At 71.6% G+C, this 24556-nt stretch carries 15 protein-coding genes and 2 pseudogenes; 14 read left to right on the forward strand and 3 right to left on the reverse strand.

Features of this window, described 5'->3' with window-relative positions; all coding sequences use genetic code 11:
- Positions 1–69: 69 nt before the first annotated feature.
- From OG580_RS03370 to OG580_RS03415, 10 genes are all read left to right on the forward strand, one after another.
- The gene (locus OG580_RS03370) at positions 70–1026 is read left to right on the forward strand and encodes a DUF3068 domain-containing protein (RefSeq protein ID WP_267042140.1); all 957 of its coding nucleotides are present in this window, start codon (positions 70–72) and stop codon (positions 1024–1026) included.
- A gap of 304 nt (positions 1027–1330) precedes the next feature.
- Positions 1331–2557: a glycosyltransferase family 4 protein gene (locus tag OG580_RS03375; RefSeq protein ID WP_267042141.1), complete on the forward strand. Its 1227-nt coding sequence runs from the start codon at positions 1331–1333 to the stop codon at positions 2555–2557.
- A 136-nt stretch (positions 2558–2693) separates the two neighbouring features.
- Complete coding sequence (locus OG580_RS03380; RefSeq protein ID WP_267047875.1) at positions 2694–3371, forward strand: bifunctional 2-polyprenyl-6-hydroxyphenol methylase/3-demethylubiquinol 3-O-methyltransferase UbiG; 678 nt, start codon at positions 2694–2696, stop codon at positions 3369–3371.
- A 22-nt stretch (positions 3372–3393) separates the two neighbouring features.
- A complete protein-coding gene (locus OG580_RS03385; RefSeq protein ID WP_267042142.1) occupies positions 3394–7707 on the forward strand; it encodes an alpha-(1->3)-arabinofuranosyltransferase family protein in 4314 nt (1437 codons plus the stop codon).
- 146 nt (positions 7708–7853) lie between these two features.
- Positions 7854–9245: a condensation protein gene (locus OG580_RS03390; RefSeq protein WP_267047876.1), complete on the forward strand. Its 1392-nt coding sequence runs from the start codon at positions 7854–7856 to the stop codon at positions 9243–9245.
- On the forward strand, positions 9242–10096 hold the full coding sequence (locus OG580_RS03395; protein WP_267042143.1) for a bifunctional 2-polyprenyl-6-hydroxyphenol methylase/3-demethylubiquinol 3-O-methyltransferase UbiG: 855 nt from the start codon (positions 9242–9244) through the stop codon (positions 10094–10096). The genes OG580_RS03390 and OG580_RS03395 overlap by 4 nt, the downstream gene beginning before the upstream one ends.
- Before the next feature lie 3 nt (positions 10097–10099).
- The gene (locus tag OG580_RS03400; protein WP_267042144.1) at positions 10100–11005 is read left to right on the forward strand and encodes a DMT family transporter; all 906 of its coding nucleotides are present in this window, start codon (positions 10100–10102) and stop codon (positions 11003–11005) included.
- Positions 11002–11208, forward strand: a complete 207-nt coding sequence (locus OG580_RS03405; RefSeq protein WP_267042145.1) for a Trm112 family protein — start codon at positions 11002–11004, stop codon at positions 11206–11208. Before OG580_RS03400 ends, OG580_RS03405 begins: the two co-directional genes overlap by 4 nt.
- 303 nt (positions 11209–11511) lie before the next feature.
- On the forward strand, positions 11512–12768 hold the full coding sequence (locus OG580_RS03410) for an extracellular solute-binding protein (protein WP_267042146.1): 1257 nt from the start codon (positions 11512–11514) through the stop codon (positions 12766–12768).
- A gap of 117 nt (positions 12769–12885) precedes the next feature.
- Positions 12886–13770, forward strand: coding sequence for a TIGR03619 family F420-dependent LLM class oxidoreductase (locus OG580_RS03415; RefSeq protein WP_267042147.1), 885 nt, complete (start codon positions 12886–12888; stop codon positions 13768–13770).
- Positions 13771–14028: 258 nt separating this feature from the next.
- Here OG580_RS03415 and OG580_RS03420 read toward each other — a convergent pair whose 3' ends face one another.
- Positions 14029–15228: a S8 family peptidase gene (locus tag OG580_RS03420; protein WP_267042148.1), complete on the reverse strand. Its 1200-nt coding sequence runs from the start codon at positions 15226–15228 to the stop codon at positions 14029–14031.
- Positions 15229–16092: 864 nt separating this feature from the next.
- On the reverse strand, positions 16093–16995 hold the full coding sequence (locus OG580_RS03425) for an NAD-dependent protein deacetylase (RefSeq protein ID WP_267042149.1): 903 nt from the start codon (positions 16993–16995) through the stop codon (positions 16093–16095).
- A 234-nt stretch (positions 16996–17229) separates the two neighbouring features.
- Between OG580_RS03425 and OG580_RS03430 the strand changes: the two genes are divergently transcribed.
- The 3 genes and pseudogenes from OG580_RS03430 to OG580_RS03440 all read left to right on the forward strand — a co-directional run.
- The gene (locus tag OG580_RS03430; RefSeq protein ID WP_267042150.1) at positions 17230–18177 is read left to right on the forward strand and encodes a helix-turn-helix domain-containing protein; all 948 of its coding nucleotides are present in this window, start codon (positions 17230–17232) and stop codon (positions 18175–18177) included.
- Between the two features lie 358 nt (positions 18178–18535).
- Entirely contained in the window at positions 18536–22258 is a 3723-nt protein-coding gene (locus OG580_RS03435; protein WP_267042151.1) for a S8 family serine peptidase, read from the forward strand.
- A 745-nt stretch (positions 22259–23003) separates the two neighbouring features.
- A pseudogene (locus OG580_RS03440) lies at positions 23004–23249 on the forward strand (transposase); the annotation flags it as partial.
- A gap of 125 nt (positions 23250–23374) precedes the next feature.
- Here the strand turns inward: OG580_RS03440 and OG580_RS03445 are convergent.
- Positions 23375–23779: a type II toxin-antitoxin system PemK/MazF family toxin gene (locus tag OG580_RS03445; protein ID WP_267042152.1), complete on the reverse strand. Its 405-nt coding sequence runs from the start codon at positions 23777–23779 to the stop codon at positions 23375–23377.
- Between the two features lie 168 nt (positions 23780–23947).
- On the opposite strand from OG580_RS03445, the pseudogene OG580_RS03450 reads away from it, so the two are divergent.
- Positions 23948–24551 (forward strand): annotated as a pseudogene (locus OG580_RS03450) (transposase); the annotation flags it as partial.
- Positions 24552–24556 lie beyond the last annotated feature (5 nt).

A 24556-nucleotide genomic window follows, 5' to 3' on the forward strand; every position in this document is an offset into this window, starting at 1 on the left:
ATGTGTGCGCCTCCTTCCCACACGGCCCACGAGCCCCCTCGCACGTCGCGCCCGTATTGGAGTACCCGTATGCGTCGTTCAACATCACCTTTGTCCCTGATTCTGCTGGGTGTCGGAGTCTTCCTGCTGGTGCTCACCCAGCTGCTGGTCTGGTACGTGGAACCGCGCGCCAAACGCACACCGACCGATGTGGACTCCACGACGGTCTTCAGTGGTCAGGGCAGCTACTTCGACACCGGGTCCGTCTCCGCCGTGGACGGCCAGACGCTCACGATCACCCGTCGTGTCCTGGGAGACGTCGCCGCCGGCGAGCGCAGCGGAAACGCGATCTGGGACGTGTCGACCCAGATCGACTCGCCGAAGACGCTCGCGCTGGGCGACCCGCGCAAATCCCTGCAGTGGACCACCGAACGCTGGGTGACCGACCGCCGGACGAACCTGCCGGTGCGCTGCTGCGAGGAGAAGCCCGAGTTCGAGGGCGAGGCCTATCTGAAGTTCCCGTTCGACGTCGAGAAGCGCGCCTACTCCTGGTGGGACAGCACCCTGGGCGCCACCGTGCCGCTGGAGTTCGAGAAGGTCGCGAAGGTCAACGGGCGTGAGGGCTACCGCTTCGTCGGCAAGGTCGAGGCCACCGCGACCGGCACCCGCCTGGTGCCCGGCGTGCTGGTGGGCAGCTCGAAGGGGGGCCAGATCCTGGCGGAGGAGTGGTACTCCAACGCGAGGATCGAGCTGACCGTGGACCAGCGCACGGGCCGGATCATGAACGCGCTGATCGCGCCGAAGAAGACGCTGCGGGCCCCGGGTTCGCAGAAGGACGCGGTCACCCTGCTGGCCAGTGAGGGGTTGGAGTTCACGGACGCGACCCGTCGCGAGCAGGTCGCGCTGGCCTCCGACGACAGCGGCCGGCTGGAGCTGCTCGGCGAGACCGCGCCGCTCGTGGGCGGCGTGGCGGGCGGTCTGCTGGCGGTCGTCGGCGCCGTGCTGCTGATCCGCGGCCCTCGGCGGGGCGAACACTCAGCGGAGTGAGTAAAACGGGCCTGCCCGAAGTCCCGAAATTGTCATCGGCGTGAGTAGCCGGAACGAATGCTTGAACGAACACTGATGTTACCCCGCGGTAAGGCCAACGTTTCCGCTTGAACCGGCCGCCACCCTCGGCTGCCTGCCACCGCTGTGTCCGCAGTCCCGTACCCCGCAGTACCCGTGCCCGCAGTACACGTACCCGCAGCACCCCGTACGAGCCAGCCCAGCGCTTCATCCCCGGAAGCCCGGCACACCCTCATGCGTATCCCCCTACGCATCCCACCCGCAGCCGCCGAGTTGGAGCACCTCTATGCCCCAGCGCTCGTCCGCTCTGGCCCCCGGCCAGAAGGACTCCCGTTCCGTCCCCGCTCAAGCACGCACCGGCAGCCCCGTCACCGACTCGCTCGCCCTCGACCCGCACACCGCGTCCCCCGGGGCGCCCGTGCCGCGTCGGATCACCTTCCTCGCCCGCCGCGACCTGGCCAACCGGGCCGCCGGCGGATCGGAACTGCTCATCGACCGGATAGCCGACGGTCTGACCGCCGACGGCCACGACGTCACGCTCGTGTGCGGAGGCCCGGCCGCCGCACGCGACTACCGGGTGGTCTCCGCGGGAGGCGACGCGAGTCACTTCCTGCACGCCAGGTCGACCTTCGCCCGCGAGGTCGGCACCTGCGACCTGCTGGTCGAAGTGTGCAACGGCATGCCGTACCTGGCGCCGCTGTGGCACCGCGGGCCCACATTGTGCCTGGTCAACCACGTGCACACCGATCTCTGGCAGATGCGTTACCCGGGCCCGGCGGCACGGCTCGGACGAAGACTGGAGCACTGGGCACTGGCCGGCACCCATCGCGACAACCTGATGGTGGCCGTCTCCGAGTCGACCGCCGCCGAGCTGCGCGCCATCGGCGTGGCACCGGACCGCATCCGGATCGTCAACAACGGCGTCGAAGAGCCCGCCCCCCTGCTGCCCGAGGCGAAGGAACCGCTGTTCCTGGCCGTCGGCCGACTGGTGGAGTACAAGCGCGTCGACCTGCTCCTACGGCTGTGGGAGCGGGTGCGCCCCGTCACCGGCGGCCGGCTCGTCATCGTGGGGGACGGCCCCGAACGGGAGCGGCTCGAAGCCATGGCCGGCCCCTCGGTGACGTTCGCCGGCCGGGTGTCGGAAACCGAGAAGCACCGGCTGATGTGCGAGGCGTGGCTGCTGCTGCACCCCTCCCTCGTCGAGGGCTGGGGCCTGGTCGTCACCGAGGCGGCCACGCGGGCCACCCCCGCGATCGGATTCGACATACCCGGCCTGCGCGACTCCATCGAGGACGGGGAGACCGGGGTGCTCGCCCGGGGCGAGAGTTCGTTCGCCGCCGCGTGGTGTGCCCTGTCCCTCAGCGCCGACCGGCGCGCGGCCATGGGGCGTGCCGCGGTGCTGCGCGCCAAGCGCTTCCGCTGGAGCGCGACGGTCCGTCAGTTCCAGGCGGTCGCCGCCGAGGCCGTGGCCCGCACCGCGTCAACCGGACGCGGCAGGAGCGTCCATGGCTGAGACCACGGAACGCGAGCCCGGAGCTCCGTCGGCCGACGACGCCGCACACGGCTTCGACGACCCATCGGCGGGCACCGCCGAACACGGCTTCAAGGACCCGTCGTTGAGGCGGTCGGCCGCCCTCTTCCGGGCGTTCATGCGCGAACCCACCGATCCCGAGCGGTGTTACACCTTGCTCGCCCGTGACTCGGTCGCCCAGGTGGCACGCCATGTCGACCTGGCCGGCAAGATCGTCGTCGACATCGGCGGCGGCAGCGGCCACTTCACCGAGGAGTTCCGCCGCCGGGGCGCACAGAGCTACCTCTTCGAGCCCGACCCGCGGGAGCTGAACGCCCGCGGCCGTACCACCGAGGACGCGGTCCTCGCCGACGGATACCTGCTGCCGCTCGCCGACGGCGTCGCGGACGTGTGCTTCTCGTCCAACGTGCTCGAGCACGTGTCGGATCCGCAGACCTTCATCAGCGAGATGACGCGGGTGACCCGCCCCGACGGGCTGATCTACCTGTCGTTCACCAACTGGCTCTCGCCCTGGGGAGGTCACGAGACCGCGCCGTGGCACTACCTCGGGGCGGAGCGGGCCCGCGCGCGCTACGAACGCCGCACCGGCCGCGCGGCCAAGCACACGCTCGGGGAGAACCTCTTCCCCGTCCACATCGGTTCCACCCTGCGGCACGTCCGCGGTCGCGACGACGTGCAGGTCGTGACAGCGCGGTCACGCTACTGGCCGTTCCTCGCGAGCACGATCACCCGGGTGCCGGGACTCCGCGAGATCGCCACCTGGAATCTGCTGCTGATTCTCAGGCGAAGCCCATGAGCATGCGAAGCGAGGAACGGTCATGACCACTACGGTCCAGGCGCCCACCTGGGTGCCGCAGCCCGGCCCGACGCCGGCGGAGGCGTCCGGCGAACCGCGCGGACGCCGCCTGCTGTTCGGCTTCTGGGCCCTCGTCCTGGTGGCGTTCCTCGCGGTGTCACCGGGGAAGATGACGTTCGAGACCAAACTCGGCGTCGCCCTCGACCCCTGGCGCTTCCTCGGCGACCTCGGGTCGCTGTGGAACGGGAACGTCGGCCTCGGCGGCATAGCGAACCAGTACGTCGGCTATGCCTTCCCCGCACTCCCCTACTACGGGCTCATGGACCTGCTGCACGTGCCGGTCTGGCTGGCCGAACGGCTCTGGCTCTCGGTCATCGTGACCGCCGCCTTCTGGGGCGCGCTCCGGCTCGCCGAGCGGCTGCGCGTGGGGACGCCCGCGTCCCGGGTCCTCGGCGCCGCGGCCTACGCGCTGTGGCCCACCTTCACGATCGTCATCGGCTCGACCTCCGCCGCCGCGCTGCCCGGCGCCCTGCTGCCCTGGGTGCTGCTGCCGCTGACCTCCGCGGCGTACAGCCCCCGGAAGGCCGCCGCACGGTCGGCCCTGCTGATCCCCTTCATGGGCGGCGTGAACGCCGCCTCGACACTGGCCGCGCTGCTGCCGGTGGGCCTGTACCTCCTCAGCCGCCCGCCCGGCCGGCGCCGGCGCGCGCTGCTCGGCTGGTGGATACCGGGCGTCGTGCTTGCCACCGTGTGGTGGGTGGTGCCGCTGCTCCTGCTCGGCGCGTACGGCGAGAACTTCATGCCGTACGTCGAGCAGGCCGACACCACCACCGCCACCATGTCCGCGACCGAGCTGCTGCGCGGCGCCGGCAACTGGGTGGCCTATCTGCACTTCGGTGAGGCATGGCTGCCCGCCGGCTGGACCGTCGCGACCTCCGTCGTCACCGTCCTCGGCTCGGCGTTCGCCGCGGCGCTCGGCCTCGCCGGCCTGGCACGGCGGGACCTGCCGGAGCGCCGCTGGCTGCTCCTGACCGTCCTGGCCGTCGTCCTGATCGCGCTCGCCGGGTACGCCGGATCCTTCGGCGGTCCCTTCCACGGCGCCGTCCAGGACTGGCTGAACGGGCCGTTGAAGCCGTTCCGCAACATCTACAAGTTCCAGCCGGGACTGGCCCTCGCGCTCGTCCTCGGACTCGCCCATCTGACGGCCGTGCTGTCCGAGAGCAGAGGCTCTCGCGCACTCCGCGGTCGCCGCTGGGTGCCCGCGACCGCGGCCGTGCTCGTACTGCCCGGTCTGGCGCTCCCGTACGTCAACGGCTCGATCCTCCAGCCCGGGGCGTTCACCAAGCTGCCCACCCACTGGGAGAAGGCCGCCGGCTGGCTCAAGGACAACGCCCGGGACAGCAGGGCCCTGGTCGTCCCCGCGACGGCGCACGGCATCTACACCTGGGGCTCCCCCATCGACCAGCCGTTCGACGTGCTGGCCGAGACCCCCTGGGCACAGCGCGACTTCGTCCCCTTCGGCACCCCCGGAGCACGCCGCATGACGGACGCCGTCGAGCAGGCGCTGCTGTCCGGCGCCGAGGTCCCGGGCCTCCGGGCGTACCTCGCCCGGGCCGGTATGCACGAGGTGGTCGTCCGCAACGACCTCGACCCCGACCAGATCGGCTACGTCCCGCCGCAGACGGTGAAGCGGACCCTGGAGTCGTCCGGCTACCACAAGGTCACCGGATTCGGCCCGCTGGTGACCGGCGGACGCATCGCCGCCGGCACCCCGCTCCAGGTGCAGGGGCTCTACCCGCGGCTCCAGGCCGTGGAGATCTACCAGCCGCAGGACACCGAGCGGCCCGGCAGGGTCGGTGTCTCGGCCGTGGCCGACACGGCCGTGGTCAGTGGCGGACCCGAGGCGCTGCTCCAGCTGTCCGCCGATCCCTCGATGACCGGCCGTCCGGCCGTACTCGCCGGGGACACGCTTCCCCAGGGCGTCGTCGCACCGGTGAAGGCCGTCGCGGACGGGCTGCGCCGGGCCGACACCCGGTTCGGCCTGGTCAACAACAACACCTCGTACACCTACACCGCGGACGAGCGCAATCACTCCGGCAGCCTGCAGAACCCGGGCGAGAAGCCCCAGCAGATCCTGCCGTCGGAGGGCACCGGTCACCAGACGACGGCGGTGCTGCGCGGCGCCCAGGCCGTGACGGCCTCCAGCAGCGGCAACTGGCTGTTCCACCTGCCGCAGTACGACCCGGTGAACGCCTTCGACGGCAACCCGGACACCGCGTGGGCCGAGGGCAGCCCGGGCGAGCCGGTCGGACAGTGGCTCCGGGTGGACTTCTCCCGGCCGACCGACATCCCGGCCTCCCTCCAGCTGACGCCCCTGCCGGGCGACGCCATGCGCGCGGCGCCCACCCAGGTGCGGATCGAGACCGACCGCGGTTCGGCCGACAGCCCCCTGCGGACGGACGGCCTGCCGCAGACCGTCAAGGCTCCCGTCGGCGAGGCCTCCTGGATGAAGATCACCGTGCTTGCCGCGCAGCAGGCGCGCCCGGGACTCTCCGGCGCCGGATTCTCCGAGGTGTCGATCCCGGACGTGCAGGTGACGCGCCTGCTGGAGCTGCCCGCCGACGCGGAGAACACCGACGCGGAGGCGACCGTGTACTCCCTGCACCGCGGTACCGACGCGGGCGGCCTGTCGCCCGCATCGGCCGAGGTGGGACTGCACCGGCAGTTCGGCACCAAGGAGTCGGGCGAGTACCGGGTGTCCGCGCGAGCCGTCGCCGTACCCGGCGGCGCGCTGGACGAACTGCTCGACCGCTCGGCCCCCGGATCGAGGAACCGGCTGACGGCCGCCGTGGACTCCACCAGCCGCAACGGCACGTCACTCGGCGCCCGCAACCTGGTCGACGGCGATCTGACGACCGCCTGGATAGCGGGCGACCGGCCGGTCGTCCACCTGGGCTGGCCCGCGATGAAGAAGATCGACGAGATCATCCTCGCGCCGGCGGGCGGGGTGTCCACCCGGCCCGAGCAGGTGATGATCAGCTCCCCGCACGGCGCCGCGGTGGCCGACGTGGACGAGAACGGGCGGGTCCGCTTCCCGGCGATCGAGACGAACCGGCTCGACATCACGATCACCAGGGTCGCGCCGCTCACCGTCCACAACCCGGTGGCGGACGCGCAGTTGCAGCTGCCCGTCGGGCTGAGCGAGGTGCACGTTCCCGCGCTGGCCGACCTGCGGGTGCCGCGGCCGAAGCCGTCCGCCCGCTTCTCGCTGCCGTGCGGTGAGGGCCCGGACCTCGCCGTGGGCGGTGTCCTGCACAAGACGAAGGCCTCCGGGCTCGTCCGGGACCTCACCGAGCGACGCCCCGTCACCGTCACCCTCTGCGCGGGCGAGGAGAAGGACGGCACCCTGGAGCTTCCGTCCGGCGATCACGAGGTGGAGGCGAGTGACGCGGGCCCGCTGGCGATCACCGACGTCACGCTGACCCTCGGCACCCCGCGGGCCATGGACGGAGCGGCGGGCCGCGAGGCCACCGTCACCAGGTGGGCCGACGACAGCCGGACCGTCTCGGTGTCGGCGGGCGAGGCCGCCTACCTGCGGACCTACGAGAACGCCAACGACGGCTGGAAGGCCACCCTGGACGGCACGGACCTTGAGCCGGTACGCCTCGACGGCTGGCAGCAGGCCTGGGTGATCCCGGCCGGCGCCTCCGGCACGGTGACCATGGAGTTCGAGCCCTCCGGTTCGTACCGGACAGCCCTGGTCGGCGGTGCGCTCGCGCTCGTCGCCCTGGCCGCCCTGGCCTTCGTGGGCCGTCGGCGCGACGACGGTGGCACCGACGAGACGCTGCCCGAACCGGCGGCCCCGGGGATGCTGCTCGGAACGCTGGTGCTGACCGCGGTCGTCGCGGTGGCGGCGGGGCCGCCGGCTCTGATCGTGCCCGTACTCGCCGTGGCGGCGCGGTTCCGGCCGGGTGTGCTGGTGCCGACAGCGGCGGTGGCGATGGGCGGCGCCGGCGTCGTCGCGGCCCTGGGCGCCGGGGATCCGGTCGCCGACGGGGCCGGCGCGTTCAGCGGCCTGGCGCAGGTGCTCACGCTGGTGGCCCTGTCCGCCGCGCTGGTGACGGCGGTGCGGCCGACGGCCGCGGCCGCCGGGCGCGGGGACGACGACGGGCACGGAGGCGACGACGGATGGGCAGACGGCGACGGGCATGAAGGCGACGGCGGTTCCGCCGCGCCGGAAGCCGGACCGGTGGTCACGGCCAGGCCGCGAAACACCGGCGACGGGCACCGGCCCGAGCAGCCCGTCTGGCGGCCGGAGGGCGGTGGCCCCTCGTGACCGAGCCGTGCACCGCGACCGGGACGGGGACCGCGCCCGAGAAGGAGACCGCGACCGGGACGGGGGCCGCGCCCGGGACGGGGGCCGCCCCCGAGAAGGAGACCGCCGCCGGGAGGGGGACCGCTGTCCCTCCCGGCAAGGTCCGGATTCCCTTTCCGACCGTCGACGAGGTGTCGCGGCACTGCCTCAGCGACGACGAACCGGAGAGCGTACACATCGAGGTCCATCTGCCCGGCAGGCTGGACCCGGTACGGCTGCGGGCCGCGTTCCGGCAGGCCCTCCTCACCCACCCCCGGGTGCTGGCACGAGAAGTGCCCGGGCGTGGGCACCGGCGGTCCTTCGCGTGGGAGCTGACCGGTCGACCGGACGGCGATCCGGTGCGTTTCGTGGGGCCGGGACCCGACGCCCTGACGCAGGCCCGGGCCCGCGCCCTGACGGAATGCCCGCCGCTCACCCTGGTGCCGCCGATGCGCCTGGAAGTCGTCCAGGGGGAAGAGAGCGGGACCGTGCTGCTGCTGACGTTGCATCACACCGCTCTCGACGCCCCGTCGGGGCTGCGGGTGCTCGCCACGACCGCCGAACAGTACGGCGGCACGGCAGCCCTCCCGGTTCCCGGGCGGGTCCGGCCGGAGCACTCGGATCCGGCTCCGAGCGGGACCGGTGCCACCGGCCGCACCGTACGGGCGCGTCCCGTACGGGTCGCGCCGGACTCCCGCCCCGGGCCGGTGCGCGCGCGTGCCGTGGGCAACGGCATGGTCCAGGCGGACCTGCCCGTTCCGCGGCGTGTGGCGCGGAACGGAGGCCTCCCGCCCTGGACCGTCAACGACCAACTCCTTGTCGCCACCTCACTGATGGTGGGGCGCTGGAACGTCTCGCAGGGCCGGCCGGCCGGTCCGGTACGGCTCACGATGCCCGTGGACGACCGTCCGCGCGGCACGGACATGCCGATGGGCAACGGAACCCGGCTCGTCGAGGTGGCCATGACCTCCGAGGACCCGCGCGACACGGAGCTGCTGCTCGGTGAGCGGCCGGACCCGGAGGCCGTGGCCCGGCTGCTGCGCACCACCGCACGGCGCACCCGCGCGCTGAAGTCGGCCAACGGCGCCCCCATGGGTGCGGGGGCGAACCTGCTGACCGCACCGCTGCTGCCGGTCGGCGTCCGGGGCGTGCTCACCCGTGGCGCACGGCGGGCGGCGGCGTCCTGGACGTCGACGGCGCTGGTCACCAACATCGGACGCGTGCCGTACGCGCTGGACTTCGGCGACGCGGGACGGGCGACGGCCGTGTGGTTCTCCGCACCGGCGCGGATGCCGCGGGGGCTGAGCGTGGCGGCGGCGTCCACCGGCGGGCGACTGCAGGTGACGTTGCGCTGGTCGCGGGCGCTGCTCGGTGACACGGCAGGCGCGGAACTGGCCGGCCTGTTCGCGGAGTCACTGTCGACGACGTCTCTCACTCAGGCCGGGGACGACACACCGCGCCCGGACACGACACCGGTGGGAACCCGCTCCACCCAGGACAACCACAAGAGGCCGTCATGACCACCTCAGCCACCGACTCGGAAGTAGCCGACCCGGCAGCCACCGGCTCGGAAGTAGCCGACCCGGCAGCCACCGGCTCGGAAGTTGCCGATAAGTCGCCCGCGACAGAGGCGACTTCACCGGCCCCGCACGCCCCCGGGCTGCGGGACTTCTACGAGAACCCCACCGTTCCCGTCGCCTCCGGGGAGGCCCGGACACTGCGGCAGGCCCGGATGCTGGCCGACGCGCTCGGCCCCGTGGGGCCCGGCCGCCCCGCCGCGACCGTGCTCGACGTGGGCTGCGGGGACGGTTCGGCGGGCGCGATCGCGGCCCGCGTACTCGGCGGGCACCGCGTCGTGGGGATCGACTGGTCGCAGGACGCCCTGCGCCGGGCGGCCCCGCGCCTGAGCCAGGTCGTCCGCGGCGAGCTGACCGGCAGCGGGCTGCCGTTCGCCTCCGACAGCGCCGACGCCGTCCTGTTCAGCGAGGTCGTCGAGCACCTCGTCGACCCCGACAGCGCCCTCGACGAACTGCGCAGGGTCCTGCGCCCCGGCGGGCATCTCATGCTCTCCACGCCGAACCTCGGCGCCTGGTACAACCGCGCGCTGCTGCTCGCGGGAGTCCAGCCGGTGTTCTCCGAGGTGAGTCTGCGGCGCATCCACGGCAGACCGGGCAGCGAGGTCGTGGGCCATCTGCGGCTGTACACGGCGCGCGCGTTGCGCGAGTTCGTGGCCGCGTCCGGGTTCGAGGTGGTGAAGCTCGCCGGCGCGCCGTTCCACGGAGTCCCGCGCCCGCTCCGGCCGCTGGACCGGCTGGCCTGCGGGGCGCCGTCGCTCGCGTCCATCCTCCTCGTGCATGCGAGAAAGGTGTAGCCCGTGGTGTGGGGTGTGGCCGCCGCGCTGGTGGCGAACGTCCTGTACAGCACCGGCTTCGTCCTGGAGAAGCGGGCGCTGACCGGCATGCCGCCGTTGAGCGCCGCACAGCCGGGCCGGGCCCTCCTGCTGCTGGCCGGCCGGCCCTTGTGGATCTGCGGGGCCGTGGCGCTCGCCCTGGGGTTCGCCGCGCAGCTGGCCGTCTACCGCACCCTGCCGATCGCCGCCGCCCAGGGTCTGTTCCTGTCCGGTCTCGTCCTCCTGCTCGTGCTCTCGTCGGTGGTGCTCGGCGAGCGGCCCTCCGGCCGCGAGCGGCGTGCGGTGGCCGTCATCGGTCTGGCGCTGGTGATGGTGGTGGCCTCGCTGTACGAGACCAGCGAGGAGATCAGCCGTACCGCTCCCACCGGAATCCTGCTGGCCCTGTGCCTGCCGACCCTGGCCGCCGGTCTCGTGCTCTACGCGGCCGCGGAGCGGCGCGCCCGCCGACGGCATCGGCAGCCGACCACCGGAGTGGCCTACGCGGTCGCCGTCGGTCTGATCTACGGCGTCAGCTCGCTCGCGATCAAGGGCGTCTCCGGGCACCTGGACACCGAGGACCTCATGGGCTCCGTGCCCGCCGTGCTGGCCTCCCCGTACCCGTACCTCCTGCTGCTGACAGGCGTCAGCGGACTCGTGCTGTCGCAGACCGCCCTGCAGCGCTGCCGGGCGTCCCTGATCGTCCCGGTGTGCTCGACGGTGAGCTGCGTGTTCTCCATCGTGAGCGGCACGATCGCGTTCGACGAGCCGCTGCCCGACGACCCGTTGCGGCTGTTACTGCGTCTCGGCGGCACCGTACTGGCGCTGACGGTCCTGCTCACCCTGCCGCGACACGAGGCGAACACCCCCACTCCCGAAGGAACCCGGTCATGAAGTCCGACAACCCGCTGCTGAAGATTCTCGCCTGCCCGCTCGACAAGGGGCCGTTGATCCTGGACGAGATCGGGGGCGCGCTCTACAACCCGCGCCTGCGCCGGCGCTACCCGATCGTCGACGGCATCCCGCAGCTGCTTCCCTCCTCCGGTGTGCCCGCCGTCGCCGAGGAACCCGCCGTCGGGAGCGAACACGACGTGTGAGGTGCTCCCGGCCCGATGCGTGACAGCCCGATGCGCGCGGGCGCTCGGGATCGTCGTCCGTCCGCACAGAGAAGGACGACGAACCGCCGCCGTTGCCGGATGTCGGGCGTCGGGCGTCGAGGTTTCTACGCGCGTCGAATAGGCCTCGGCATATCGGAAAACACCATGCGGCTTCTTCTCGCTTGGAGTTACGACCACAACGTTCGACAGGGGGCACAATTCAGCCCCTAGCCGGGAGAGAATTTCGGACGCACTGTCTGAAAAGAACCAGAGGAAAGACCCATGCGACGAAGACTCTCCGGCATGACCACCTCCGTGGCCGCGTTCGGACTACTGGGCTCCCTCGTCACCGCCTGCGGCTCGTCCGGTAGCGAACCGACGACGCTGCGCCTGGTGGCACCCGAGTACGGCACAGGCCCCACGACCACCTCCAAGGCGTACTGGGACGAGCTGACCACCACCTTCACCGCCGCCCACCCCGACATCAGGGTCGAGGTGACGCTCTACCCGTGGGCCGACATCGACCGCAAGGTCACCCGCATGGTCGAGGAGAACAACGCCCCGGACGTGGCCCTGATGGGTGCGTACTCCGACTTCGCCGCACAGGGCCGCCTCTACGCCGCCGGCGAGGTGATGTCGGTCAGGACGGAGGCGAACTTCCTGCGGCCCCTCGCGGAGGCCGGCTCGGTCGACGGCGACCTCTACGGCTTGCCCTTCGTGGCAAGCAGCCGGCTGCTCTTCTACAACGAAGAGCTGTTCGACGAAGCAGGCGCGAAGCCGCCGAAGACCTGGTCGGACCTGAAGGACGCGGCCAAGGCGCTGAAGAAGGAGGGCGTGCTCTACCCGTACGCCCTACCGCTCGGCCCCGAGGAGGCGCACGCCGAAGCCCTGATCTGGGAACTGAGCAACGGCGGCGGGTACACCGACAGCAGCGGCGGGTACAGCATCGCGTCCGAGCAGAACGCGCAGACATTCCGCTGGATCAAGGCCAACCTGGTCGTGCCGGCCCTTACCGGCCCGGTCCCGCCGGCCGAGCTCAACCGGCAGGACGCCTTCGCCGCCTTCCTGCGCGGCGACGTCGGTATGGTCAACGGCTATCCCTCGCTCCTTCACGATGCGAGGGCGAGGGGCATGAAGGTCGGAACCCTGCCCATGCCGGTGTCGGACACACTGGATGACAGGGAGACCCCGCCGGCGGCGGGCGTCGCCGACTGGATGATGGCTTTCAAGCACGACGGCAATCGCGAACCGGTGGGCTCGTTCCTGGACTTTGTCTACCAGGACAAGAACATCAGCGAGTTCGCCGGGCGCTACCACCTGCTGCCGTCGACGGTGTCCGCCACCCAGGCATCCCGGTACGCGGCAGCAGACCCCAGCGCCGAGCAGTTCCTCACCGCACTGCGCACTGCCCAGCTCTACCCGGTCAACGACCCGTCCTGGCTGCAGGTCAGCAATACCATCAAGCAGAACATCGGCAAGGCCGTCGATCCCTCCGCCGACCCGAAGACGGTCCTGGAACACATCGCCCAGCAGACCCGGGACATGGCGCAGCCGAGATAGCGGTCTCCGACATCCGCGGGGACCCACGCGAAGGCATGGGCCGGGCAGCGACATGTGTCGGGGGTCACACGTCGGCCCCTTCGTGTCGCGGGCCGTCCCGATGCCCAGGATGAGGTCATGGAGATAGGCATCGCACTGCCCCAGTACGGCACCCACGCCCGCGCCGACCGCATCGCGGCCTTCGCGCGGGACGCCGAGGACGCCGGGTTCGACGCGTTCTGGGTCGGCGACCGCGCCCTGACCCCGGTCGCCCCCAGCGACCTCTATCCGGGACACACCCCGGAGAACCCGTACCCCCACCAGTACAAGACCTTCCTCGACCCGTTGACCGTGCTCACCGTCGCCGCCGGCGCGACTTCCCGCGCCCGGCTCGGCATGAGCACCCTCAACGGCCCCTGGTATCCGCCGGCCCTGCTAGCCCGCTCCCTCACCTCGCTCGATCAGGTCAGCGGTGGACGCCTCGACGTCGGCCTCGGCATCGGCTGGCTGCGGGACGAGTACACCGCCGTCGGCGCCGACTTCGGCCGGCGCGGCGCTCTCCTCGACGAGCTGCTCGACGTCCTCCACGGCTTCTGGACCCAGGCGGAGTTCGGCCACGAGGGACCCCACTGGACGATCCCCGTCTCGTATGTCGGCCTTCGCCCCGTCCAGCCCGCGGGACCGCCCGTCTATCTCGGCGGCTTCAGCCCGGCGGCTCTGCGCCGGGTCGGGTGCCGGGCGGCCGGCTGGGTCGGCGCCGTCCTGCCGCCGGGGGCGGCCGAGGGCCTGTGGGACGTGGCGCGGCGAGCCGCCGAGGAGGCGGGCCGCGACCCGGGGACGCTGCGTCGGCAGATCCGGCACAACCCCGCGCCCGGCGCCACGGCGGACGCGATCGCCGCCGTCCTCGCGGGCGTGCGGGACACCGGCGCCGACGGCTGCTTCATCGACCTCCAGCAGTCGGTCGACTCGCCCGACGAGGCCTTGGAGCTCGGGACCAAGGTCCTGGGCCTGCTGCGGGGCTGAGCACGGCGGAGGGGCCCTGACGTCGGGTGCCCCTCCGTGAATCGGGTACGACACAGAGCGCGACCCCAAGGCTGCCGTCGCCCGGTCGGCACGGAAGAAGGTGGCCCTCCCCTGGCGCGGAGGGCCACCTCCCGGTGGTTCACCGGCGTGCGGCCGTCACGCCGGGCGGTGGTGCGAGCCGTGATACGGCATGTGGTGCGGGCGGTGGTGCGGCCTGGGGTCCGGGCCGCACCACCGCCCAGTGGTGCGACGGTGTCGCTACGGGGCGACCTTCAGCAGCTTGTTGGCGGTGCCGGAGGAGGGGTTCTTGATGGCGTCCGCGGTGGCCGCCCCGGTCAGCGCGGCGGCGGTGTCGGCGGGCGTCGCGGACGGGTTGGCCGCCAGGTACAGGACGGCGGCGCCCGCCACGTGCGGGGCGGCCATGGATGTGCCGGAGATCGTCTTGGTGCCGGTGTCGCTGTCGTTCCAGGCGGAGGTGATGTCCGAGCCGGGCGCGTACAGGTCGACCACCGCGCCGAAGTTCGAGAAGTCCGACTGCTCGTCGTCCTTGGTGCTGGACGCCACGGTGAGCGCCTCCGGTACCCGGGACGGCGAGCCCTGCCCGGCGTCGGAGGACTCGTTGCCGGCGGCGACCGCGAAGGTCACACCGGAGTCGATGGCCCGCTTGACCGCCGCGTCCAGCGCCTCGTCGGCGCCGCCGCCGAGGCTCATGTTCGCGACCGAGGGCCCGGAGTGGTTCCGGGTGACCCAGTCGATGCCCGCCACGACCTGTTCGGTGGTGCCGGAGCCGTTGTCGTCCAGGACGCGAACGGCGACGACCTTGGCCTTCTTGGCGACGCCGTGGGAGGTGCCGGCGATGGTTCCCGCGACGTGGGTGCCGTGACCGTTGCCGTCGTCGGCGGTGTTGTCGTTGTCCACGGCGTCGAAGCCGTGGACGGCCCGGCCGCCGAAGTCCTGGTGCGAGATCCGTACGCCGGTGTCGATGACGTAGGCGGTCACGCCCTCGCCGCCGTTGTCGGGGTAGGTGTACTTCTGGTCGCCCGCCGTGTCGGCCTGGTCGATCCGGTCCAGGCCCCAGGACGGGGGCTTCTCCTGCGTCTCGTTGATGCTGAACCGCTTGTTCTGGACGACCGTCCCGACGGCGGGGTCGGCGGCGAGGCGCTTGGCCTCCTCGACGCTGAGGCCGGACGCGGAGAAGCCGTTGACCTCGGAGCCGTAGGAGCGCACGAGTGTGCCGCCGTACTTCTTCGCGAGGTCCGCCTTGTTCGCGGATGCGTCGAGGATGACGACGAAGCTGCCGGCGACGGCACCCGGGGCGCCGAGACCGTGCACGGTCCCTTCGGCCGGGGCTGCCGCCCCGGCAATGTTGCTCGCGAACAGCGCCACAGTGGCAGTGCCTGCCACACCAGCGGCTATGGCCGCGTGACGAAGACCGTGGGATCGCTTGTGAGTTGCCATGAAAGGGGATCTCTCCTCGTGTTGACGTGTGGGGCGTCAAACGTTCGAGAGAACCCTGTGCGGGTTGGCAGGAGCAAATCAAGAGCGAACCCGGGGTTCGGACTTATTCAGCAACGTTTCTTAATGATCTCTCCGCATCCTCTCCACGCCGCACACGCCGTCTGGCGAACTCCTGCCTGAAATGGGCACGTTCTCGCTCCGCCACACGACGGCCGGGGCTGCCCTCCGCCGCGGTCACGCCCCTTCGATCCGTTGCGCCGGCGCCGGGCCCTGTCCCGCCGCCTCGGGGACATCGCGGCCCGGTTGCTCCGCGTCGAAGCGGTCCGCCTCTACCACGACAACATCCTGTCCAAAGAGCCCGGTTGTGGCCGCACCCCCCGGCATCGTGACGGCGACCACTGTCCCCTGGACTCCCCCGCGGTGGTGACCTCGTGGGTCCCCCTGTACGACATCCCGACGGAGATGGGCCCGTTGGCCTGCCTGGCACGGCAGTTGACCCCAGCGGCACTCCACGCCCTACCTGCGTCTCCCCAGGAGCGGTCGTACGACGAACACGTTGCCGGTGAGATCCGCGCGGCGGGCGCGGTTCCCGATACGAGCCCGTACGCCATGAAGGACGACCCGGATGCCTCTCCGCTCACGCCCGTTCGAGCGGCGGATCACACGGAGCCGAGGCTGGGTGGCACCGCCCAACCGCGGCTCCTCGCCGGGCGGTCGTCCCTCACCACTCCGGACCGGTGGGAGCGCCCGACAACCGCGGCCGGTCCGGTCCTGGCGACGGGATCGAGGCCCACCCGCTCACCACCCGTCCGCCTGCACCAGGCGCCAGGACCGCTCCGGCCACGCGGCAGAGGAAGCGCGGCTTCAGACTGCCGGCGCCCCGCCGTCCACGGGGACACCCAGTCGGCCGGCCAGGGTGGTCAGGGTCGGCCCCAGAGGAAGAGCGACCCGGGCGACGGCGTGCCGGTCGCCCCGTGTGGGGTCCCGGTTGACGATCAGCACCGGCTTCCCCGTCTGGGCCGCCTGGCGGACGAACCGCAGCCCGGACATCACCGTCAGCGAGGAGCCCAGGACCAGGAGCGAGGTCGCCGCATCGACCAGTTCTCGGCAGTACTCGACCCGCTGCGGCGGAACGGCCTCGCCGAAGAACACCACGTCCGGTTTGAGGATGCCGCCGCACGCGGAGCAGGGCACCACGGAGAAGTCCCCGACCTGCTCGTCGGTGAGGTCGGCGTCGCCGTCCGGATTCAGTCCGGCGGCCACCGGCGCGAACCCCGGGTTGGCCTCCTCCAGTCGCCGGGCGAGTTCCCGGCGCGAGCCTGAGGCACCACAGGAGAGGCAGACGACCCTGCCCAGGCTTCCGTGGAGCTCCACCACGCCCTCGCTGCCGGCGGCGTGGTGCAGGCCGTCGACGTTCTGGGTGATCACACCCGAGAGCAGACCGTGCCGCCCGAACGCCGTCACAGCCCGATGCCCGGCGTTGGGCTGCGCCCGGCCGAACGTGCGCCAGCCGAGGTGACTGCGCGCCCAGTACCGGCGCCGGGCCCCGGCGCCGGCCGTGAACTCCTGATAGGTCATCGGCGTATGCCGCCGCAGGCTCCCGCCCTCACCCCGATAGTCGGGGATGCCCGACTCCGTGGACATGCCCGCCCCGCTGAGCACCAGCACACCGCCGGCCCTCAGCACCTCGGCGACCGGCTCGGGATCCGTGATGCCTGGCGGCAGATCCTGGGGCGGAGTCCAGCTCAGAGTGGGGCGCATGCGCATGCCGCCAGGATACGGAACGGGCCCGACAGCGACACGGGCCACGACCCCCGCGGAGCCGATGGCAACCGAAGGCCTCCTGCCACGGACGGGAGCGCACACGGCCTGCGAGGAAGGCGACAGCTTGCCCGACATCGCATTTCTGTCCGGTGCGTCCGGGGGCGCCCGCCAGCAGGGCGTCAGCGTTTGTCACACTGCTGACTGCGCTGTCATCGCGGGACCGGGAAGGAGACGACGGTGGGACTGGAAGAGCTCGGACTCACGGCGGAAGAGGCTGCCGTCTACCGTGCGCTCGTCGCCGTTCCTTCGGCGCAAGGGTCAGATGTCGCCGACGCGGCGCGACTGCCCCGGGAGCGAACCGACGGGGCCCTGAGTTCCTTGCTGGACCGGGGCATGGTGACTCTTGGCGGTGAGGGGGACGGGCGGTTCGCGGCGGCCCATCCGGCCGTCGCCCTCGGTGGCGAGCTCGTCGCGCATCGCGAACGCCTGGAGCACGCCGAGCTGACCGTCGCCCAGCTCGTGGAGACCTACCGTGCCGCCTCTGTCGACCGGGTCCAGCGTGAGCTGCTGGAGGTCGTCGAGGGCACCGAAGCCATTCGCAGGTGCTATCTCCAGATCCAGCTCTCGGCCCGGGAGGGTCTCGACATCCTGTCTGCCGGCGAACCCCGTGCGGTCACGCCGGACGACAGCGAGGAGGTGACCGTCATGAGTCGCGACGTGCGGGTGCGCGCCGTCGTCGACCAGGGGTTCCTCAAGCTGCCCGGAGCCGCCGGCCATCTGAACCGGTCCCTCGCCGACGGCGTGCATGTTCGTACCGTCGCCGAGGTGCCGTGCAAACTCATCGTCGCCGACGGCGAGGTGGCGATGCTGCCGCTGTCCGGCCGAGGCGTCGAGGTGGACCCGGCGGTCGTGCTGCGCGGTGGCCTCGCCCACGTCGCCCGCGAACTGTTCGAGCAGGTGTGGGAACGCGCCCACCCCTACCAGGATCCGGACCCGGCGATCGACCCGTCGGACGTCCACATTCTCCGCCTGCTGCTCGCCGGACTGACCGACACGGCGGTCGCGGGCCAGCTGGACATGTCGGTCCGCACTCTCCAGCGCCGACTCAAGGTCCTCATGGCCCAGGCCGGCGCGACCACGCGCATGCAGCTGGGCTGGCACGCACGGCATCACGACTGGGTCTGAAGGGCTCCGCACGCGGTGTTCGGCGACCGGATCACCTTCCGGGCACACCGACTCGTACGGATCCTCGGCGACCGGCGGACGGTGAGCGGCCGACGCCCCCGCGCGGCGCGACCCCGGCGGGGGCCGAGCCGATACGTGGCCCGGGACTGCCGTACGCGGCCGTACCCGGTCGCGATGCCCGCATCCCGAACTCGGACAGCAGCACCTGACCGCGGTTCCACCGAGCGTCCCGCTCCGGTCACAGGCGGTCCGATCGCCACCTCTCCGCCGTCACCTGGGTGTCGTACTTCCGACGTGTCGGAAGTACGACACCGCGTCAGGGGTGCGGCGGAGGCGGTGACTCCGGTAGACCGCTGGCATGAACCTGATACCCAGACGCCGCTCCGTGCTGGCCGCGACCGCCACCGCGCTCGCGATCAGCGGCGGGCTGCTGCTGCCTCCCACCGCGGCGACCGCCGAGGCGACCGCGCAGCCGTCGGCGAAGGCAGGCGCCGACGCGCCTACGTACGACATCACCCTGGTCACCGGCGACAAGGTCCACTACACGGACCTGCCCGGTGCCGACGACGTGGTCACCGTCGACCCCGCGCCCGGCACCGGCGCCGTCCACGTCCAGCGCAACGGCGACGACACCTACGTCATCCCGCGCCAGGCGATGTCCCTGCTCGCCGCTGACAAGCTCGACCAGCGGCTGTTCAACGTCACCGCCCTCGTCGAGATGGGGTACGACGACAAGCGCTCCGGCGGCATCCCGGTGATCGCCACCGGCACCACCGCCCGCTCCGCCAAGCCTCTCACCGCCCCCGTCGGCAGCGGCCGGGTGCGCGAGCTGCGCAGCATCAACGCCAAGGCCATGAAGGCCGAGTCCGACGAGGCACGCGCCTTCTGGCGGGACCTGGCGCCGACCGCCGCGTCCGGCGTTGCCAGGACGCTGGACAACGGTGTCACCAAGCTGTGGCTCGACGGCCGGGTGCGCGCCTCGCTCAGTGAGTCCGTCGCGCAGATCGGCGCGACGCAGGCCTGGGCCAAGGGCTTCGACGGCCGGGGCGTCAAGATCGCGGTGCTGGACACCGGCATCGACGCGACCCACCCGGACATGAAAGACCGGATCGTCGCGAGCAAGAGCTTCATCACCGGCGAGGAGGCGGACGACAAGAACGGCCACGGCACGCACGTCGCCTCCACCATCGCCGGCAGCGGCGCCGCCTCGGCCGGCGCCAAGAAGGGCGTCGCGCCCGGCGCGGACCTCATCATCGGCAAGGTGCTCTCCAACTCCGGCTACGGCCCGGACTCCGGTGTCATCAAGGGCATGGAGTGGGCGAAGGCACAGGGCGCCGACATCGTCTCCATGAGCCTCGGCGGCGGCAGCTCCGACGGCAACGATCCCATCTCGCAGGCCGTCAACACACTGTCCGCCAACGGCGGTCCGCTGTACGTCATCGCCGCCGGCAACGCGGGCGGCGCGGGCACGGTCGGCGCCCCGGGCGCCGCCGCCTCCGCGCTCACCGTCGCCGCGGTCGACAAGTCCGATGTGCGTGCCTCCTTCTCCAGCCAGGGCCCGCTGACCAACAGCTACGGCCTGAAGCCGGACATCTCCGCGCCCGGCGTCGCGATCTCCGCCGCCGCCTCGCAGTCCGTGCCGGGCTGGACGGGCGGCATGTACCGCTCGATGAACGGCACCTCGATGGCCACGCCGCACGTCGCCGGCGCCGCGGCCATCGTCAAGCAGGCGCACCCCGACTGGGACGGGGCTCGCATCAAGGACGCGCTGATGTCCAGCTCGAAGAAGCTGGACGCCTACAAGCCGTACTCGATGGGCACCGGCCGCGTCGACCTCGTGAACGCCCTGGACTCCACCATCGAGGCCACGGGCTCCGTCCCGGCCGCCGTCTACAAGTGGCCGCACGCCGCCGCGAAGCCCACCGAGCGCTCCCTCACCTACCGCAACACGGGCACCGCGGACGTCACCCTCCATCTGACGACCGGCACCCCGAGCCCGGCGTACACGCTCTCCGCCTCGTCCGTCACCGTCCCCGCGGGCGGCACCGTCGACGTAAGGCTCACGCTGGACCCGACGAACGTCGCGGCCGACACGTCGTTCTCCGGCCAGGTCGTCGCCACCGACGCCGCCACCGGCAAGGTCGCCGCGCACACCGGCTACGCGCTCCACAAGGAGCGTGAGCTGTACGACTTCACGATCAAGCTGAAGGGCCGGGACGGCAAGCCCGTCACGGACACCGTGGCCCTGACCTGGGCGGGCAACACCATCCCCGCGCAGATCACCGTCGATGGCGAGCGCACCCTGCGCCTGCCCCCCGGCACGTACTCGACCTGGGCCTGGATGGACGTCCCCGGGGACAAGCCCGACTCCAAGGGCCTGGCGATTGTCTCCGACCCCGAGACCGTGATGACCGACGGCCCGGCGACCGCCGAGCTGGACGCCTCGAAGACCAACCGGTCCTACGCCGTCACCCCGCGGGAGACCGAGGTCTCCCAGACCATCGTGCGTCAGCAGTACAGCTATGCCGGCGGCCGCGGCGGCATCAACGAGTCCAGTGTGGTGACGCCCTCCTACGACAGCGTCTACCTCGGCGCGGTCCCCGAGGTGGCCGTCGGCACCCTCCGGCTGAGCACGCACTGGCGGATGCGTGAGAAGTCGCTCGACGCCACGACCGGCGTGGGCGGCTCCGTCGAGATCGCGCCGCAGAGCGGTGGCGTCCGCAAGGACGGCACCCGCCTGTTGCGCACCGTCTACGCCGGAGCCGGAGCGCCCGCCGACTACGCGGGCCTCAACGCCGAGGGCAAGGCCGTCATCGTCGACCGGACCGACGCCGTCAAGCCCCTCGACAGGGCGAAGGCAGCCGCCGAAGCCGGCGCCGCCATGCTCATCGTCGTCAACGACGGCCGCGGCCGGCTGTACGAGGGCTACCCGGGCGACCACGGCCTGTCCGTGGCCAGCGTGATGAACGGCCAGGGCCAGGAGCTGATCCGGCAGGCCAAGAGCGGCCTGGGCGTGCTCCACATCAAGGAGAAGCTGGTCCCCGGCTACCGCTACGACCTGCTCCAGTCGTACGCGGGCGGCGTCCCGGACCGCGCCCTGCGCTACGCCCCGTCCCATGAGGAGCTGGCGGAGGTGAAGAGCACCTTCTACCAGGCCGTCAAGGGCAACTCCCTGGGCGGTGGCGGCCGTTACTTCCTGCCGGGTGGCGCTCCCGGAGTCGGCCTGGACGAGTACCAGAGCTACCCGTACACCGGCACGAGCTATGTCAGCGAGACCCCCGAGGACAGCTCCTGGTACGAGGGGTTCTGGCTGGCCCGCACCGACGGCCCCGGCAACCTGCTCGACGAGCGCAGCCCCAAGCTCACCTACCAGGCGGGCCGGCGCTATCGGAGCGAGTGGTTCAAGCCGGTGCAGGCCCCCCGCCTCGGTTCGGGCTACTGGGTCCCGTTCCGCGGCAAGTCCAACACCGTCCAGTGGAACGTCCCGCTCTGGTCGGGCAGTGGCGCGGGCCACGCCGCCAGCGCCACGTCCCAGTACGACGGCAGCGTCAGCAGCGCCCTGTACCAGGGCGACACGCTGCTGAAGTCGACCCCGAGCCAGTCGGGTTCGGCCTTCGGTCTGCGGCCGGAGAAACTACCGTACCGCCTGGTGATCGACGCCACCCGGCCCGCCGAGGAGTTCGCGACCTCCCTTAGCACGCACACCGAGCTGGGCTTCGGCTCGAAGTACCCGGCCGAGGGGGAGGCGTGGCAGAAGGAGATCGAGCTGCTGAACCTCACCTATGACGTCGACACCGACCTCGAAGGCTCGGTGCGGTCCGGACAGCGGGTGGACCTGGACCTCGGCTCGACCACCTACCCCGGCGGGATCAAGGCCACGAAGGCCGCGCTGGAGGTGTCGTACGACGACGGCGCGACCTGGCAGCGGGTAGAGCTGGACAAGCGGGCCGACGGCCGCTGGTCCGCGGAGCTCCGCACCCCACGCACGCCCGGCGGCTCCGTGTCGCTGCGAGCGTCCGCCGAGGGCCCGGACGGGCTGTGGATCAAGCAGGACGTGATCCGGGCGTTCGGCCTGAAGTAACCCCGAAACCCCATGACCGCGGCACCTCCCGCCAGGCGCCGCGGTCATGGCTTCCCGTGCTCCGCCGCCATCGCCCGTGACCGGGCCGCACGGCGTCAGCACCTTCACCCCCGAGGCAAGACGTGCGAGATCACGCACCCAGCCGCATCCGCCGGCTCACCCATCGCCGCGCTCGCGGTCGGTCTGACGGGCTCCCTGCCGAGCTTGTCCGACCTCTCCGCTCCGCTTGAGCCGGAGCACCCCGAGGTCGGCTCGTCCGGCGACCTCGACGGGAACGGCGCCGCCGGCCTGTGGCCCAGCCGCCGCTCTGTGGTCTCACCCGCCGCTCTGTGGTCTCACCCGCCGCCGAACCAGGCGCCCCAAGCCGACGATGCGGCGCTCGCCCGAATACCGTCGTCCGCCGCATCGCACCACCCGCGCCCGGATCGGAACCCGGCCTGTCGCAGATGTCGGAGTTCAACGCTGCGTAGTCAGCACCAAGTCAGCACGGGAGTCAGCACCCCACCATCAAAACGTTCCCGATCAGCGCAACCCGGACAGTCCCTCTCGGGCCTTCGGCAGGGTCGCCGCAGCAGGCCATGGAGGCCGCGCGCATACGACCCGCCCGAACTATGGTGTCCCACCGCATACGACCCTGACCTGCGTCTTCCTACGGTGTGGCGACACCGAATCGTCCCCGCACTTGCCTGGAAGTGGTGCACATGGCCGCCGCAACACCCTCCCCGGCCCCGCCCGGTTCCCTCACCGCGACGGATACCTCCCACGCGCGTGGGACACACGCGCCAGCACTGTTGAACTCGCCACCCCCAAGCTGCGGTAGGGCAGTTACTTCCCGCACTGGCTCCTGGAACGGTGCCGCCGGGCCGAGCAGGCCCTGATCTCGGTGGTCGCCACCGCCTACCTGCTCGGCGTTTCCACCCACCGGGTCGAGAAGCTCGCCGAGTCCCTCGGCGTCACGCGGCTGTCGAAGTCACAGGTCAGTGCGATGGCCAAGCACCTAGTACTCCAGCCGTAGTTCATGATCTCGATCGTGAGGGGCGCCGAGGAGACAGCCGGCAGCGTCGATCATCTGGACGAGACCGACCACGCCGTCGCGGGCGTCCGTTCCTTCTCCGCCTACCCGAGTCCACCGAGACGGAGGGCGTTCCTTATCTCGCTGAGCTTCGCGGTCGTCGCCGGGGTCCACTCCTTCGCCTGCTCACCGAGACGGAGGGCGTTCTCAATCTCGCTGAGTTTCACGGAGGACAGAACGCCCGCTCGCTCGATCAGGTCGTCCCGGGACACGGTGGTCAGCCACGTGCAAGGGGTAAAGCCCGGACGCGGCAACGCGAACCGCAGCACGCCTTCAAAGGGCAGTCCTTCCACGGCGCCTACTGCCACTTCGACGCCCAGACCGGTGATGTCGACACCCGCCCGAGCGACGACCTGCATCACCCGGATCCCGGACGCGTCGTCTCCCGACAGCAGCACGACCGGTCGCCGCTCGTCGAACTCCACCCACCAGACTTCGCCACGTTGCACATGTCCTCCTGACACAGGAACGGCGGGCGGACGCTGCGCGACCCCGACGCGCTGTGGAGACGGGTGCGGCCACCCGTTGATCATCGGTGTGTGAAGACAAACGATCACGCGGTGGCCGCAGGTCACAGCGTAGACCCTGCCCGCTGACAGGAGGCGTTCGAGGGCCTGATGAGCCGGATAGCGGGACGGTTCACACGGGTCGAACCCCGGTTCCGAGTCCGGAAGTTGGTGCTCGGACTGCTGTCGGACCTGCCGCGCAAGAACTGCTGGAGCATCGCCGAATGGGCCGGGGAGAGGACCCCGGACGGCATGCAGCAGTGGACCGGGAACTGTACGTCCCGCGTTCATGGACCTCCGACCCTGACCGCTGCCGGGATGCCGGGATGCCGGACTCGACCAGGACAACGCCTTCGCCACCAAGCCGGAACCGGCCACTCGTATGGTTGCCCGGTTCCTGGACGCCGGCCACCAGGCCGCATGGGTCGCCGGCGACGGGGTCTACGGCGGCAACCCCAGGCTGCGAACCGCGCTGGAGGAACGCGGCACCGGCTACGTCCTCGCGGTGGCCTGCTCGCACGAAGTCACCACCGGGGCGGGGAGGTTCCGTGTGGACACCCTGGCCAAGAAGGTGCCCAAGCGGGCCTGGCAGAAGCTCTCCACAGGGGCCGGGGCCAAGGGCCACCGTCTCTACGACTGGGCAGTCATCGACCTCGCCGACCCCCGACCCGGGAGTCGTCAGCTGCTGATCCGCCGTAACCGCAGCACCGGCGAACTCGC

The sequence above is a fragment of the Streptomyces sp. NBC_00094 genome (assembly GCF_026343125.1).
GTDB lineage: Bacteria > Actinomycetota > Actinomycetes > Streptomycetales > Streptomycetaceae > Streptomyces.